The 15,761-nt window shown below is 47.8% G+C and carries 13 protein-coding genes; 4 read left to right on the top strand and 9 right to left on the bottom strand.

Annotated features, from left to right (window positions below):
- Window positions 1-111 precede the first annotated feature (111 nt).
- The 6 genes from RQP50_RS06000 to RQP50_RS05975 all read right to left on the bottom strand — a co-directional run bounded on the left by RQP50_RS06000 (window position 112) and on the right by RQP50_RS05975 (window position 7,032).
- Window positions 112-1,737 (bottom strand): (2,3-dihydroxybenzoyl)adenylate synthase, encoded by a 1,626-nt coding sequence (locus RQP50_RS06000; RefSeq protein WP_315743975.1) that lies wholly within the window; start codon window positions 1,735-1,737, stop codon window positions 112-114.
- 3 nt (window positions 1,738-1,740) lie between these two features.
- Window positions 1,741-3,000: an isochorismate synthase DhbC gene (gene dhbC, locus RQP50_RS05995; RefSeq protein ID WP_315743974.1), complete on the bottom strand. Its 1,260-nt coding sequence runs from the start codon at window positions 2,998-3,000 to the stop codon at window positions 1,741-1,743.
- A 45-nt stretch (window positions 3,001-3,045) separates the two neighbouring features.
- Window positions 3,046-3,840 carry a 2,3-dihydro-2,3-dihydroxybenzoate dehydrogenase gene (locus RQP50_RS05990; RefSeq protein ID WP_315743972.1) on the bottom strand — a complete coding sequence of 265 codons (795 nt, stop codon included), beginning with the start codon at window positions 3,838-3,840 and terminating at the stop codon, window positions 3,046-3,048.
- Window positions 3,841-3,855: 15 nt separating this feature from the next.
- A complete protein-coding gene (locus RQP50_RS05985; protein WP_315744601.1) occupies window positions 3,856-4,707 on the bottom strand; it encodes an alpha/beta hydrolase in 852 nt (283 codons plus the stop codon).
- A 21-nt stretch (window positions 4,708-4,728) separates the two neighbouring features.
- The gene (locus RQP50_RS05980) at window positions 4,729-5,604 is read right to left on the bottom strand and encodes an ABC transporter substrate-binding protein (RefSeq protein ID WP_394358366.1); all 876 of its coding nucleotides are present in this window, start codon (window positions 5,602-5,604) and stop codon (window positions 4,729-4,731) included.
- A gap of 210 nt (window positions 5,605-5,814) precedes the next feature.
- A complete protein-coding gene (locus RQP50_RS05975) occupies window positions 5,815-7,032 on the bottom strand; it encodes an AraC family transcriptional regulator (RefSeq protein WP_315743968.1) in 1,218 nt (405 codons plus the stop codon).
- 906 nt (window positions 7,033-7,938) lie between these two features.
- Between RQP50_RS05975 and RQP50_RS05970 the strand changes: the two genes are divergently transcribed.
- From RQP50_RS05970 to RQP50_RS05955, 4 genes are all read left to right on the top strand, one after another.
- A complete protein-coding gene (locus RQP50_RS05970) occupies window positions 7,939-8,637 on the top strand; it encodes an aspartate/glutamate racemase family protein (RefSeq protein WP_315743966.1) in 699 nt (232 codons plus the stop codon).
- Window positions 8,638-9,658: 1,021 nt separating this feature from the next.
- Window positions 9,659-10,210, top strand: a complete 552-nt coding sequence (locus tag RQP50_RS05965; RefSeq protein WP_315743964.1) for a BsuPI-related putative proteinase inhibitor — start codon at window positions 9,659-9,661, stop codon at window positions 10,208-10,210.
- Window positions 10,211-10,474: 264 nt separating this feature from the next.
- The gene (locus tag RQP50_RS05960; protein WP_315743962.1) at window positions 10,475-11,365 is read left to right on the top strand and encodes a ComEC/Rec2 family competence protein; all 891 of its coding nucleotides are present in this window, start codon (window positions 10,475-10,477) and stop codon (window positions 11,363-11,365) included.
- 5 nt (window positions 11,366-11,370) lie between these two features.
- Window positions 11,371-11,589 (top strand): DUF3006 domain-containing protein, encoded by a 219-nt coding sequence (locus RQP50_RS05955; protein ID WP_028532574.1) that lies wholly within the window; start codon window positions 11,371-11,373, stop codon window positions 11,587-11,589.
- An 855-nt stretch (window positions 11,590-12,444) separates the two neighbouring features.
- Here RQP50_RS05955 and RQP50_RS05950 read toward each other — a convergent pair.
- From RQP50_RS05950 to RQP50_RS05940, 3 genes are all read right to left on the bottom strand, one after another.
- Window positions 12,445-13,338: a carbohydrate ABC transporter permease gene (locus RQP50_RS05950; RefSeq protein WP_139295441.1), complete on the bottom strand. Its 894-nt coding sequence runs from the start codon at window positions 13,336-13,338 to the stop codon at window positions 12,445-12,447.
- 112 nt (window positions 13,339-13,450) lie between these two features.
- Window positions 13,451-14,332 (bottom strand): carbohydrate ABC transporter permease, encoded by an 882-nt coding sequence (locus tag RQP50_RS05945; RefSeq protein ID WP_021262218.1) that lies wholly within the window; start codon window positions 14,330-14,332, stop codon window positions 13,451-13,453.
- A gap of 83 nt (window positions 14,333-14,415) precedes the next feature.
- Window positions 14,416-15,759, bottom strand: a complete 1,344-nt coding sequence (locus RQP50_RS05940; protein ID WP_072731918.1) for an extracellular solute-binding protein — start codon at window positions 15,757-15,759, stop codon at window positions 14,416-14,418.
- Window positions 15,760-15,761 lie beyond the last annotated feature (2 nt).

Here is a 15,761-nt window from a genome sequence, read left to right as displayed (position 1 = left end):
GAACTTCCTCTGGTTTCTGCAGTTACAATTTCTAATATACTTCTAATGCTTCATCACATCTTCAAATGCTTCTCGCTTATTTCTTCTCTTATTTTTTACTTATTTTTTTGCTCACTTCTTGCTCAATGCCTCCTGCTTCGCAGCGATCAGCTCCCGCAGCATCTTCTTGCTCACCTTGCCAACTCCCGTCTGTGGAAAGGATTCGACGAACTCTACGCGGTCAGGAATTTTATATAATGCAAGCCCTCTGTCTCTCAGAAAAGCCTTCAGCTCGCTGCCCGTTATGGCAGCTTCATAGGGGATGACGAATGCGCATGTGCGCTCGCCAAGAAATTCATCCGGCATCGACACAACAGCGGCATCATGCACACCAGGATGGGCAAGCAAATGATTCTCGATTTCCTCAGCCGCCACCTTATCTCCGCCTCGATTGATCTGATCCTTCGCCCGCCCTTCAATCACTAAATATCCAGCCGGAGTCATTCTGGCCATATCTCCTGTGCGATAAAAGCCGTCAGACGTAAAGGATCTTGCATTGTGCTGCTCTGCTTGGTAGTATCCGCGAATGGTGTACGGCCCGCGCGTCAACAAATGTCCCACCTCGCCCGGAGCCACTTCGTCATCCTCATCATCGACAATGCGAATTTCATCATACGGAGACATCGGACGGCCCTGAGTATTGATGATCGTCTCTTCGGGGTCGTCGAATCTCGTATAGTTCACCAAGCCCTCTGCCATCCCGTACACCTGCTGCAATGTGCAGCCAATCGTCGTTCGCACCCGCTTGGCAGCTTCTGCGCTGAACTTGGCGCCCCCAACCTGCAGCACTTCCAAGTGAGTGAGGTCGTAGCGGCGCGATTCCGCGGCATCCAGCCAAATTAAGGCGAGCGGCGGTACAACGGCTGCAATGGTGACGCCTTCCTCGGCAATAAGCGGGAAAGCTTCATCTGGACTTGCTCCGCGGGCAAGCACGATCCGCCCTCCTGCATATAGCGTGCCAAGCACGCCGGGAGAGCTAAGCGGATAATTATGCGCAATCGGCAGCACTGCCAGATATACGCTGTGCTCATTCAACCCGCAAACTTCTGCGCTCATGCGCAGGCTATATATGTAATCGTCGTGCGTCCGTGGAATGAGCTTCGGCAAGCCGGTTGTCCCTCCAGATAATTGGAGGAAAGCGACATCTCCAGAGCTCGGCCCCTTGATCTCGCCAATGCTCGGTTCCGCATACAGATCATCCAGCGCTGTATATTCGCCTGGCTCACCTACAACAATAACGCGGCTTGAATCTGGCAGCGTGTCCTTCACCTGTGCGGCAAGCTCCCGATAATCGAACCCCGCATCCTTATCAGGGATCACATACGCGGAGGCCTCTGTGAACTCGCATAAGTAGCCGATCTCGTTCCTGCGGTGCACTGGCAAGGAAAAGACAGGCAGTGCTCCGATGCGAAACAGCGCAAATATGACCTCAAAAAATTGCGGAATATTCGGAAGCTGGACAATAACTCGATCCTGCGCCCTAATCCCCAAACGATAGAATCCAGCAGCAAGGCGATCCGCCTGCTCATCTAGTTCCGCATAACTGATTCGCCGATCGCCGCTCACAATTGCGATGCGATCCCCGTATTGGGCTGCACGGTGGCGCAGCATCGTGCCGAATGTCTCTCCCTGCCAGCATCCTTCCTGTCTATAACGTGCAGCAAACTCTTCCGGCCATGTCGGGCATCCTGCCAGCATCGTTCATCCCCCCTGCATCATCATCGGTTGTTGTTCATTCAGCCCCATCGCTTGCAGCAGTGTGCGAAGCTTGGCGGACGTCTCAGCAAGCTCCGCTTCCGCGGACGAGCCGACTACGATTCCCGCTCCCGCAAAGAGACGCAGCGAGCGCCCCTTCACCTCAGCGCAGCGAATTGTAACGGCCCATTCTCCGTCTCCATTCGCATCGCACCAGCCGACCGCCCCCGTGAAGAACCCACGCTCGAACGGTTCAATCTCCCGGATCAAGTTCCGAGCTGCCTCCGTAGGCGTCCCGCAAATGGCAGGCGTCGGGTGCAGCGCTAGAGCAAGCTCTAAGGAGGATATGTCATGATCCGCAAGCTCCCCGTTTATCTCCGTAGACAGATGCCACATTGTCTTCGTAGACACAAGGGACGGGCCTTCCGGCACATGAAGCTTGCTGCAATACGGACGAAGAGCGGATACGACCGCCTCAATGACGACCGCGTGCTCATGCAGATCCTTCTCCGACCTTAGAAGCTGGGCGGCACGACGCTCATCCTCGTTCGGATCATCGCTGCGTGCTGCTGAACCAGCCAGCGGATTCACTTTAATCTGCATTCCCCGCTTCGTTACGAGCAGCTCGGGGCTTGCTCCAATTAACGTTTGGGTTGTTCCATTAGCAGCAGATACGCCCTTGTCCTTGCTTGCATGCGGGTGCTCCATCGTTAATGGCACTGCAAACGTATATCCACGAGTGTTTTGGCAGAGTAATCGATGCAGCAAGCGCTGCACATCCACATCATGCTTCAATGTCACTTCCAAAGATCGGGACAACACCACCTTCTGGAGCTCGCCCGATTGCAGCCGCTCAAGAACCTGGTTGACGCCCTGCTTATACTGGTCTGGCTCCGGAACAGCTCGTACGCTATAGCTGTCTCGTTCCGTTTCCTGTTGTAAAAAATCATGCGCATCCATGCGCAACGGCTCGTACCGATGCACTTCCTTCGGTACATATAGACACACAGGCTCCTCCATGTGAAAAGGAATTGCACCGACAACGACTGGGCAATCACGATCCCCCTGCCGAGCTGCATCCAGCAGCTTCGACACGGCCTGAGGCAAGCTCTCTTCATCCACGGCCTGCCAATCCACCAGCCGCGCCCATTCCCCGTGCGTCAGTAATGCACCTTGAGGCGACGAGAATAGAAAGGACGATCCCGTCTGATATTGTTCTAGAAGCCGTATCCCCTCAGCTGTGGGAACAGCATCGTACTTTAACATATTCAATCGACTCCTTCCGCAATTTCTGCTCTCCTGATGTCAGCATCAACATCCCAATGTCGCGCCGCCATCAATGCACATATCGTGCATCGTGATGTGTCTTGCCTGTTCGGATGCGAGAAACACAACAGCATCAGCAATATCCGATGGCTGCGCGATTCTGCCCAGCGGTATCCCGAGTCGGAACGATTCCGGCGAACCCGCAATCATGGCTTCCGCTCCGTTCTGTTCGTTCTGTCCATTCCACAGTGAGCGCTGCATCTCCGTATCCGTGGAGCCTGGCGACACAATGTTGCAGCGAATATGATGACGAGCATATTCCAAGCCCAAGCACTTCGTGAACATCGTTGTAGCTGCTTTCGATGCCGCATAGGCGGACATCTGTGTGCGCGGTACACCGGAGGCATTGGAGCCTACGGTCACAATCGCTCCCGATCTGCGCTTCGCCATACGCGTTACGACAGCGCGCGACATATAGAATACGCCATTGACATTAACACTGAAGGTCGACTGCCAATCTTCATCGGTCAGCGTCTCAATCGGGCCCATCCGCAGAATGCCTGCCACATTAACAAGCACGCCGATCGAGCCAAGCTCTTCTTCTATCCGCTCCACCGTTCGATTCACAGCCGCACTGTCGGATACGTCGACTGGATAAGCAGCAGCATGATATCCGCCTGCATTAAGCTCGGCTGCGAGGCTGGTGCAACCAGTCTCATTCCGATCGACGACGGCCACGATTGCACCTTGAACGGCAAACGCGCGGGCCACCGCCTCTCCGATTCCCTGTGCCGCACCTGTGACAACGGCCACCTTGCCTTCAATCCCTGAATATCTCATTCAACTAACCTCTCTTTATTTGTCCGGATTCAGTGCGAATCGCAGCGCCCGGCTCACCAATATCGGAAGCACCGACACATGGCCTTCCTGCTCGAATTCCTTGTATTCCGCCTCTACTCCGATGTCTGCTGATATAGCCGACAAACGATTCGCCAGCTCGTTCGCTCGCTCACAGTTACGGCATACATGCGTTTTTTCAAGCTCTCCTACACCAAGAAGCACCTGTGCAGGAAATGAGCGTTCTCTCATTCGTGCTTGCGCGATAAATTTCCGCTCCAGCTCTTGCATGTAGTCTGGATTCCAATGGAGTGATGGACTGCCCGCGATGTAATATTGGAACGCCTCTGGCTTGCTGAACAGCGTATAGATCGCGAACAAACCACCTAGCGAGTGACCGAACAGCGCCTGACGATTGCGGTCTATCTGGAACTCACTCTCGATCTGCGGCTTCAGCTCCTCCTCGATGAATTGCAGGAAAGCCCCCGCCCCGCCTTGCTCGGGGAGTGGTGTGCCGTCTGAACGCTGCTTGAAGTCCGAGGCAGGCAGCGGTGTAAAGTCGTAGAAGCGATCCGGTGCATATGGCCCGTTCGTCTCATAACCGATTCCTACCACAACTGCGGGCAGCACTCCGGTCTTATCCGGCCTGCGGCATTGCAGCCGCAGCGCTTCCACCATCATGCCGAATACGGAATTGCCATCCAGCAAGTAAATAACCGGATAACCGCTTGGTGGAGGCGATCCTAGGGGCTGAGCCACCATTATTTGATACGATCGCCGTTCTGCGCGTGAACGAAGCACCCACTGTTCTGCAAGTGGAATCTCGATCCTGCGGCGTGAAAAGTCGGTAAGCGTCGGCGTTGATTTCATTTGTTCCAACCGCTTTGCCCCCTATTCCGTCAACAGTCGAACAGCATCATCAACGATTTTTTCATATGCAATCAAGCCGCTTCCGAGCCAGTACTGGTTGTTCACTTCATAGACATGACCCTGCTTGGCTGCAGGCATGCTCTTCCAAATTGGACTGTCCATCATCTCTTTCATGCGGTCGCTTCCTTGATCGTAAGCGTTGATGACGAAAATATAGTCCGCATCCATTTCAGGAAGGACTTCTAGCGAGAGATTCGCGCTGTTCTCATTGGCCACCAGCTTCGTAATACCAAGTCCCAAATCTTGATGGAGCACATATCCGCACAAATACTTGCCTCCCATCAAACTAATTCCTCTCGGCGCAAACCGAATGATAGCGACCTTCTTGTTCTCCACAGCCTTGCTCAGCTTCTCCTTGGCGTCCGTTACCTTCTGCCGATAGGCCTGTAATGCAGCATCAGCCTCAGTGGACTTACCGAGCAGGTCTCCTATCGTGACGAGCGATTTCTCGATATTTCCGGACGCATTTTTAAAAACATACGTCGGCGCGATCTTCGCATAGCTCTCATATATTGTTGCGTCCTTGGCGTATGTCTCCGTGTGCAAGATAATTAATTCCGGGTTATAGGACATTAACACCTCCGGCGAAGGAAGCCCTGCCGACAAGTCCAACTTAGGAACATCCTTCAGTTCTTCTTGCAAGTACTCATGCCCTTTCTTCCCGTTAGACCATTGCGCCACAGGCTTCACGCCCAGCTTCAGCAAGGAGTCCTCCATGTTAGGGGCGAATACCCGCTTCGGTGTGGACGGAAGCTTGATCTCATGTCCAAGCTCGTCCGTTACCGTCCGCTCTTCGGTTGTCGCAGCATTCTTCGCTCCAGCAGCAGTGGCCGACACATTGGACGTGGCTTCTTTCGGACTCTGAGATTCAGATGCGGCATTGCCATTCTCCTTTTTGGCCCCGCAGCCCGCGAGCAAACTTCCGATAAGTACGCAGCACAATAGTGCTGTTAGTCTAAATTTCCAACCTTTTGTCCCTGCATTCCGTCGATTTAACACGATCCCTCTCCTCCAATGATAACGATTCTCAATCGACTCTGAGTATACTCACGTTGCGAAGGATTCACCATAGCCATAATCCTGAAATGTGTTTGGACAATTTCCAGTAAAGAGCAGTAAAGCCTCATCCAGCATCCGTGCTATCGCAATAGCTGAATATTCGAACCAAGGATCTGCGGTTATCGGATGTACATGCCCGTTCCGTACCGCTTGAAGCTGCCTCCATTCGGGAGAATGCTGCAGTGACAGCCAATATTTGCGGGATGAAGCCTCTGGGCACACAGCAAGTAGAATCCGTTCAGGATTCAGCCCACGAAGCTCATCCATCGAGATCGGGGAATGGCCTTGCAGCCCTCTTTCGCAGGCAGCCTTGAGATGCAAGTCATCGTACAACACTTCCTCTAACCCTCGATTCTGGTACACGAATAGTTGAGTCTGGTAGATTCGCAGTGCCATGACGCGATCGTCTCCCAGCTGCTGCGCCGCTTGTGCGCGTCCGGCTCGGGCGTTTTTTCCATAATGATCGATCCATTGCTGCGCAAGCTCTTCCTTGTTCAAGAAGCGGGCAATTCCCATAAGCTGCTCTCTCCAGCCCGCTTTACTCGATACATTGTGAACAGGAGCGATCCCATTCAGTTTGCTGCTCTCGCGCATTTGGAGCTGATCTGAGGCAATGATGACGTCCGGCCGTGCCCGGCACAGCTTATCCAAATTAATTTCAAACGTGAATTTATGATATGGATCAGTTAAAAGAAGATGCGTTTTAATTTTGTCGCTGTAGAGGTTGTAATAATAAGGAGACCACTTGGGATCGAGAGGCGCTGCCTCCGGGATGAGTTGGAGCGCAAGCAAGTGGCCTATTGTCGAAGCTGAGCATACGGCGATGCTCCTCTTGGAATCTTTAGCGAAATCGGATGGCGACAAGCCAACCTCCTTCTTGAACTTGCGGCTAAAATAGAACTCGTCTCGGTAGCCTACCTTCTGCGCAATGTCTCGCAACTTTGCGTCCGATTCCGTCAGCAAGCGCTTCGCATGCATAATGCGCACATCCGTCAAAAATCCCATCGCGCTCTGACCGAACCTTCGTTTAAATAAATCCACAAAATATTTGGGGCTGATGCGCGCCATCTCCGCCAATTGCCCAATGGTGAGCTGCTCATTATAATGGCGCTCCATGAACGCTTTAATCTCCTGCAAATCCGTCTTCTGCATGTGGCCCATCACGTTCGAGCCGTTATCTGTATGCGCTGTTTCTGTTGCACGCATAAATTCCCCTCCTCTTGAAATCGCGGTACAGCAATTTGATGAGTAATGTAAATACAATATATAGTGATAATGATTCTCATTTTCAAACATAAACTAACACACCATTTTAAGGAAGTCAACGGAAAAATGGACAAAAAAAAAGACCTCAACATCTGTTGAGGCCCTCTTACTTTAAATTTAGAGTATCTGATCCCATATGTAACGTAAACGGCACTTCCATTGCGATTCCTTATTGGTACTTTAAAACGCAGGTGAAACGTCGGCACACTTCATAGGTACGTTCATAACTCGAAATGGACGTGACGCAGCAGGCGGTCGCAAATTTATTTCAATTCCTTATAGGTACGTTCAAAACTCATCATCATGGATTGGATATCAGGCACTAGAGCGGCATTTCAATTTCTCATAGGTACGTTCAATACATCGATTCCGCCACGGGACTACCAGCACCCACCGGAATTTCAATTCCTCATAGGTACGTTCAATACTCGTCTCGAAAATCCTTAGGCAGTGTCTTGTCGCCAGCATTTCAATTCCTCATAGGTACGTTCAATACCCCAAAAATGCCATCGCTTCACCCATTCTAACAAACAGTCATTTAAACAAACAACCCATATTTTCTTAAATCTAAACATACAAACATCTCATTGATTCCTTTCAATATCAATGATTTCCCCTTTATAGCTCCTTTGTATAATTAGTCGTCGATCCCCAAGACTTTTTACGCTATTGGAGGTCGACGACAAGTTTTTACGTATACTAAGATTTATCGTCACCTTTATGATTGCTCTTTTCAATATTATAATATAGAACCATAGTAGCATACATAAAATCAGTTCATTCACCGTTCAATTAGAAATGTAAATGCGGTTGAACAGGTGACAAAAATATGAATGGAGGGGCAACATGAAAGTAATTGGTTTGCTTGGCGGAATGAGTTGGGAGTCTTCGGTTGAATATTATCGGATAATTAATGAAGAGGTAAAAAGAAAACTGGGAGGGCTGCATTCAGCGAAATGTCTTCTATACAGTGTTGATTTTGATGAAATTGAACAGTACCAAGTAGAAGGAAATTGGGAAAAAGCCGGTGAGGTATTAGCTAACGCTGCTCGCTCTTTGGAGAAAGGAGGAGCCGATTTTATCGTTATTTGTACAAATACGATGCATAAAGTTATAGATGATATCCGATCCAAAATCAATATCCCCATTGTACACATAGCAGATGCAACGGCAAGCCGAATTAAAGAAAAAGGTCTTCGAACCATTGGGTTACTTGGCACCAAATATACGATGGAGCAGGATTTCTATAAATCCCGCTTGGAGCTGAATGGGATAAAAGTTATTGTACCAAATACCGATGAAAGAGAATTTATCAATAAGATTATTTATGAAGAATTATGTTTGGGAAAAATTCATCAAGAATCAAGGGATTACTATAAAAAAGTGATTCAGGGATTAATTGAATTAGGAGCCGAAGGAATTATATTAGGTTGTACAGAGATTGGATTATTGGTAAAACCGGAGGATTCCAAAGTGCCTGTATTTGACACAACCTATATACATGCTGTTGAAGCTGTAAATTTATCTCTAAATAAGGGACAATAAAATAGCCATATTCCTGGAATGTTATGAACAGGTGGAAGCCTTTCTCAAAGTAGCAACTCTCAATCGGATATGAAGTCCATTCTTCATTGATGGAATTACCTAAGCCTTAGTCAATTGACTAGGGCTTTGTGTGTTTATTACAAACATCTCTTTAACCAATGTTCTAGAAGGATGCCTAAACTTAGTTCAGGAATACTGAAACTGCAAAACGCATATTTGAATCTTCTTAGGTACGTTAACCCTCCCTTCTCATGGCTCGCTACATGGAAAGAACATCGTGATTTCAATTCCTCATAGGTACGTTCAAAACCAAACGAAAACCAACGCGCAGCCGTCGCCCTTACTGATTTCAATTCCTCATAGGTACGTTCAAAACGTCAAGAGCGAGAAAAGCAATTATATGAAGTGATCGAATTTCAATTCCTCATAGGTACGTTCAAAACCCCAATAAAACTTGTGGTTAAGCCGATTCTAACAAAAGAAGTCTACATAATCAAACCGTATACATCTATAACCAAAACAAGAAGAATCAGATATTTCTTTCAATAACAACCTATTTCTCTCATTTACGCCTAATACGACTTGTCGTCGATCCCCCGGGATTTTTACGCTATTAGGGGTCGACGACAAACACGTTAAATGAGTCGCTTTGCATTCTTCTTTACAGTTTTTATGTAATCGATGTCCACGTTTAATCTATAACGATTTAGGCCATTACACCTGCTCCATAATATTTCGCTGAACATCTTTTACTCTCTTAACGTTGATTGAATTCAGATTTAGCGTATTATGTGCTTTTGTTTCGATCTTAAGTCAACCAGATATACCTCCATCAACCGACACAGACAGAATATCATGGTATAGGATTTGCTTGAACCCGTAACTCGCAACGATTTTATAAGCAAAATAAAACTCAATCTGTAATCATCCTTTCATTAACTCGAATATGTAGTTTACAATTCAATACCCTAAATGCAACAATCTCTCCCCCACTCACGTTATATAGAATGAGGTGATGTGAATGAAAAAATCAATCATGCTGCCACTGGTATGGGTAAGCGCGCTTATTTTTCTAGTCGGCAGTACGCAAAGCGCATATGCGGCCAATCAGCAGCAGTCGCAATCGAAGCATCAAGTTCAACAAATCAAACCATTACCCGCCAAGGGCAAGGATAAAAAGGAATCGAAGCCTGCATTGCAAACTACTTTATCAACCGAGAAAAAGAAAGACCGCCTGCTCATTCATATGAAACTCCGCAACACGTCTGGCAAAGATATTACTCTCTCTTACAGCTCACAAAAATATGAAATCATCGTTAACAATGAAAACAATGAAGAAGTGTTCAACTGGTCTGACAACAAAGCATTCACGCAAGAACTGATCATCCATGATTTGAAAAAGGATGGTGAGCTATCGTTTACAGCGGAATGGAATCTCAAGGACAAGGCGAAAAAGAAGGTGCCGAAAGGACAGTACACCGTTCAGATAAGGATGTTAGTAGATGTCACTTCTGATACTGATTCCTCAGCTTCTCCGAAATTGATTGCCAGTACGGTCGTTGAGCTAAAATAAACCTTATCAATGATTCGAAGTTCCCCAAAAAAGTGAGAAAAATAAAAGCACCTTCTGATGAGCGTTCTTATCGCAAGATAAAACATAATCTTGAAGGTGTTTTGTGCTTTGCTGAACCTAAATTTCTTCCCCTTCTCTACATACAGTCGTTTCTCGTTAACTTTTCATGTTATACGGTGGCCAAGAACAAGAAAGAGACCAACATCAACCATCCTATCCCCCATTGCAATATGATAATATTGTTAATAGGAGAAGGAGGCATCTATGAAGAAACTATACATACCTTTCCTGCTTTTGGTCGTATTGCTAACAGCTTGCACACCAACTAGTACGGAAACTCAAGGAAACATCCAGAAAGAGAAGCCTAAGCAAGAGAAGCCTAAAGCGCAATCGTCAGACGTATTGAAAGTATATTATCTGGACGTTGGTCAGGGAGATTCAACCCTAATTCGCACGCCCAAGGGACAACATGTCCTAATTGATGGAGGGGACAACAGTCAAGGTGAGAACGTGGTCAAATATTTGAAGCAGTACGGGGTTAAAGAGCTTGACGCAGTCATAGCCACTCACCCTGACGCCGATCATATTGGTGGTCTGGATACCGTGCTTAATGCGATTCCAGCCAAATCCGTATATGCGCCCAGAGTATCTCACACAACGAAGACCTATGAGGATTTCCTTGTAGCGGTCAAAAAGCAAAAGCTCAAGATCAAATCCGCAAAAGCAGGGGTCGATCTCCCGCTCGATGGCGTACAAGCTGAGTTCCTTGCTCCAGTCGGAGATTATGGAAAGGACTTGAATGCATGGAGCGCAGTTCTTAAGATTACATACAAAAATACATCGTACTTATTCTCAGGGGACGCTGAGCGTAAAAGCGAAACCGACATGGTCAACAGCGGTGCGAATTTAAAAGCAGATGTATACAAAGTCGGCCACCATGGGTCGGATACGTCTACCTCAGCTGAGTTCCTAAAAGCAATTCATCCAACGTATGCGGTAATCAGCGTTGGCAAGGATAACAAATATAATCATCCGAAAGATGTCATCATGAAACGCCTTAAGAAAGCCAATGTCAAAGTATTCCGAACTGATAAAGAGGGCACTGTCATTTCAATAAGTGACGGAAAGTCAATAACATTTGAGAAGGCGAGGTAACAACATTGATTCAAGGGGTAATCGACCAGATTGAATGTGATATCGTAACCATTGAAGTAGAAGATGGACATACCATCGAATATCCGAAGCATCTGCTCCCCGCAGAAGCTGAGGTTGGAGATGTTGTTCATATTGTCGGAAATGTAATAACGATTGACAAACAAGCTACAGAAGAACGCAGAAAAGAAGTCGACCAGCTGATGGATGAGTTATTTGAAGACTAATCTTTTGCTTTCACAATATGCAACCATAGAGTAGAAAACGGACTGCGATAACCTGCAAGCATCCTTAGCTTGGGATAGATATTCCCCTTGCTAAGGATGCTTTTTCTTTTGCCATGAATACGGGAACGATGAGACTTAATCTCTCACATATAAGCTGTATAATCTGTATATAAGTATTAATCTCCTTAGTCTATTCATTTCATAGTACCCTGCTGCACAAATTTGTGCTCTCGTTCGTAAAAAGCTAAGAAATGATTGATCACCGCCACATAAATGGGTGTAGCTTACACATCCATTTTGCTCAGTCGGTTTCGGACTTGCCAGCATACTCTAGTAAATGTAGTAAATGTCGTGTAGAAAAGAAAAATGCTTCATACGAGCTATTCCCTACTAATAAAAACAGCCTTGCTTCATCAGCAAGGCATAACACGATGATGTCGATCATTGAAGTCGGTAACGATATTGTTCAATCCTATCGTATTATATAGAGCAAGAGCACAAGATGATAACCAACAAGATAAACAGAACTAAGATTGCGCCTGTGCTCGTAAAGCCTCCAAATCCACAGCTTCCACAGCTTCCAGCAAATTCACCCATTGAGATGACCTCCTTTCGCTAGGTACACAACATAGTATGATGCAGCACAAGGATAGACACGGCGCTTTGCCCATGCGGAAATAATTAGGCATTCACACAAGACAAGCAGCGTTTGTCCCTTAGCAAGACCCCTGTACTCTTTTCTTCTGTAACCAACAGAGCCAAGAAGCAAGCACAAATACCGCCAACGAAATTCGTTGGCGGTACTGTTGTGTATATTGCAAGTAAGCATAGCTGCCTTTCCGACTCTACCCACTGTTACCCCTTCACTGCCCCTGCCAGCATCCCCTTCATAATCTGCTCTTGGAAGATCAAGTACATAATAATCGTCGGAACGACCGACAGGCTAAGTGCTGCCAGCGTCAGACTGTAGTCCGTACCGTAGCCATCCGCGAAGATGGAGAGGCTGAGCGGCAATGTCTTCAGCAGCGGATTGCTAATGAAGACGAGCGGGAATGCGAAGTCGTTCCAGAAGCGCAGGAAGCCAAGTACAGACACGGTTGCGAGCGCCGGCATCGACAGCGGCAGAATAACCCGCAAGAAGATCCCTGTATATCCTGCACCATCGATCAACGCCGCTTCCTCCAGTTCTTTCGGGAAGGAGGTCATATACGCGGACAGGACAAATATCGCAACTGGCAGTTCAAATGCCGTATAAGGCAGTACAAGCGCCGCATAGGTGTCGAGAATGGACATTTGCTTCATCATAATGAACAGTGGAACCAGTGTACTATGAATCGGAATGAGCATCCCGAGCAGGAACAATCCCATGATGTACGGCTTCCACTTAAACTTGAATCGTGACAATACAAAGGCTGCAAGTGCGCCGATCAGCAGGGTGGACACGAGTGAAATTACCGTAACAGCCAGAGAATTGCCGAAGGCAACATTCATGCTCGCTACATCCCATGCTCGAACGAAGTTATCCCATCTCCACTCGCTTGGCATGCCAAATGGAGAGGAGAAAAACTCTTCGTTGCTCTTGAAGCTGCTGATGAACAGCCATAGCAATGGATACAGGGTCAATAATGCATACAGGGTTAGCAGCAACCAGACCAGTCCAGCTACCCCCTGCTTCCACACCCGGTTGGAAGCGCGTCTCCTTGTAGAGGAAGGCATGCGGCCAAGCTGTTGAACGGGTTGGTTCCCCATGTTCCTCTCCTCCTATCTTCTTGGACTTATAAGTGGTAACCATCGAAGCATGATCGTGTCTGATCAAAAATCCGCTCCTATGTTACTCATCATGTTCGAGTCCTTCCTCTACTTAGAGCGCATCCTTCTTCCGATTCATCAGCAATTGACTGACTACAATCAGGATTAAGCTTAGAATGACAATAGATGTCGATACGGCACTTCCATACCCATATCGGAAAATATTGAATGTGTTATTGTACATATACGTGGCCAGAAGCTCGGTTGAGTGTGCCGGACCACCATGCGTCATGATAAAGATGAGATCGAATGCCTTCAAACTTCCCGAGATGCAAAGAATAACAGCCACCTTAATCATGCCCCAAATCATCGGCAGTGTAATGAGGGACAGCTTCTTCCACCCTTCAGCACCATCCAGCTTGGCCGCATCATTCACTTCGCTCGGAATATTTTGCAATGCTGCGATAAATAAGATTAGATACGGCCCGATATTGCTCCATATGATCGGCGGTCCAATCGACAGCATTGCCACCTTCGGATCGGACAGCCAGCCGAGCTTCCAAGAAGACAGTCCGAGCGAATCCAGAAGGAAGTTCAATATCCCGATCTGAGGATGATAGATATATCCCCATACTAAGCCGATCACGACCGAGGACAGCACCATCGGCATGAATACCGAAGCGCGGATGAACTTCTCGAACCAGCGATTGCGCACGAGCAGCAGCGCCAGCAGCAAGGCAATTGGAACTTGACCGAATACAGAATAAGCCACGATATACAGATTGTTGCGGAATGAGCCCCAGAAGATCGGATCGCTTAGAACCTCTATATAATTTTTCAATCCAATGAACTTCATATCGCCCATGCCTTTCCAGCTAAACAGGCCATAATACGATGACCAGATTACCGGAATGACGACGAACACCAAATAAATAAGAAGCGCGGGCAGCAAACCAAGCATGATAAACATCCGCGCTCGCGATGCAGCGGTCATAGTCATCTATCCTTTTCTTTTGTTAGGCTGCATGATCCCAATACGCAAGTAGGGTCAATAATGGCCTTACGTCCAAACACAAACTACTCCTTCAACCCTTGCTCCTGCGCATCCTGAATCTTCTTCGCGATATCTTCCGCCTTCCCGCCGAGAAGCAGCTCCTGCAAGCCGTTATTGACGACCTCTGTTGCTCCAGACGTTAATTTCGCATCATAGACAGGTGTACGCTTCACTTGATTCACGAGATCATACAGCTTGGCGAACAATGCGTTCACTTTGCTCTTATCGAGATCTACCTTGAAACTGACGAGCTGGTTCGCCTCTAATGTTGTCTTCTGAGCTTCCGGACCAGCCAGTGCCAGAATGAGTTCTTCCGCTATCTTCTTCTTATCGCCTTCTACCTTGCTGCTCAGCGCAGGTCCAACCCCGATCGCGCCGGACACCGAGTTCGGATCTCCCTTACCTCCCGGAATGGATGGCAGCACAGCAACGCCTGTGGCGTCTAGTACCTCTTGAGGCGCCGTTGCGACTAGATTCGTTACCGCCCATCCACCTTCAATGATCATCGCGGCTTTGCCCTGTGAATACAATTGTTCCATTTGTGTCCCGTCGATCGCGTTGAAGCCTTCCTGGAACGCACCAACCGTAGCAAGCTCCTGCAAATGCTCAAGCGCCTTCACGAATTCAGGATCTGTGAACTTCGCTCCGTCTTGTGCAACCGCCTTGTTAAACCATTCAGTTCCCGTCACGCGATCTGCCAGCGAGCTGAGAATACTGGATTGTGCAAGCCATGGAGCTTTATTGCCAAGCGCGATTGGAATGATATTTTTGGATTTAAGCGTTTTAACTGCGTTCAATAATTCATCCCAAGTCTTCGGTACAGTCAGGCCATTATCCGCTAGTATTTTCTCGTTGTAATACAAAATAGACGTTGGAGACAGTCCCATTGGCGCACTGTATATTTTCCCGTCAAACGTGAAGTCATCGAAGGAGTTCGGCATGTAGCCGTCTTTCCAATCCTTATTCGCATCAAGCAATCCATCAAGCGGCTGAATCAAGCCTGCAGCTGAGAACTCCTTCGCAATCGTACCCGGATGCATAATGAATACGTCCGGCATCTCATTTGCAGCCGCAACCGCTTTCAATCGTTGGCGATATGCATCCGGTGGAATTGCTTGAATCTGCAAGTCTACATTCGTGTTATCCTTCTTGAACTGTTCAATGATCCCCCGCATCGCCTTGGCGCGCAAATCTTCCCCAGTGAAGTTATGCCACAGAGTAAGCTGAATCTTACTCTTCGGATCCACTTTCGCCCCTGAGCTCGAATCTGATGGGGATGTCGATCCACCTCCGCAGCCTGCCAGCACCAATGTAAGCATCATCACAAGCATAACCATTTGGCTCCAACGCATTTTGTTTTTCAACATGT

It is taken from the genome of Paenibacillus suaedae, from assembly GCF_032337355.1.
GTDB classification, from domain to species: domain Bacteria; phylum Bacillota; class Bacilli; order Paenibacillales; family Paenibacillaceae; genus Paenibacillus_B; species Paenibacillus_B suaedae.
The sequence above is the reverse complement of the archived record's forward strand: the minus strand, read 5'-3'. Positions and strand labels throughout refer to the sequence as shown.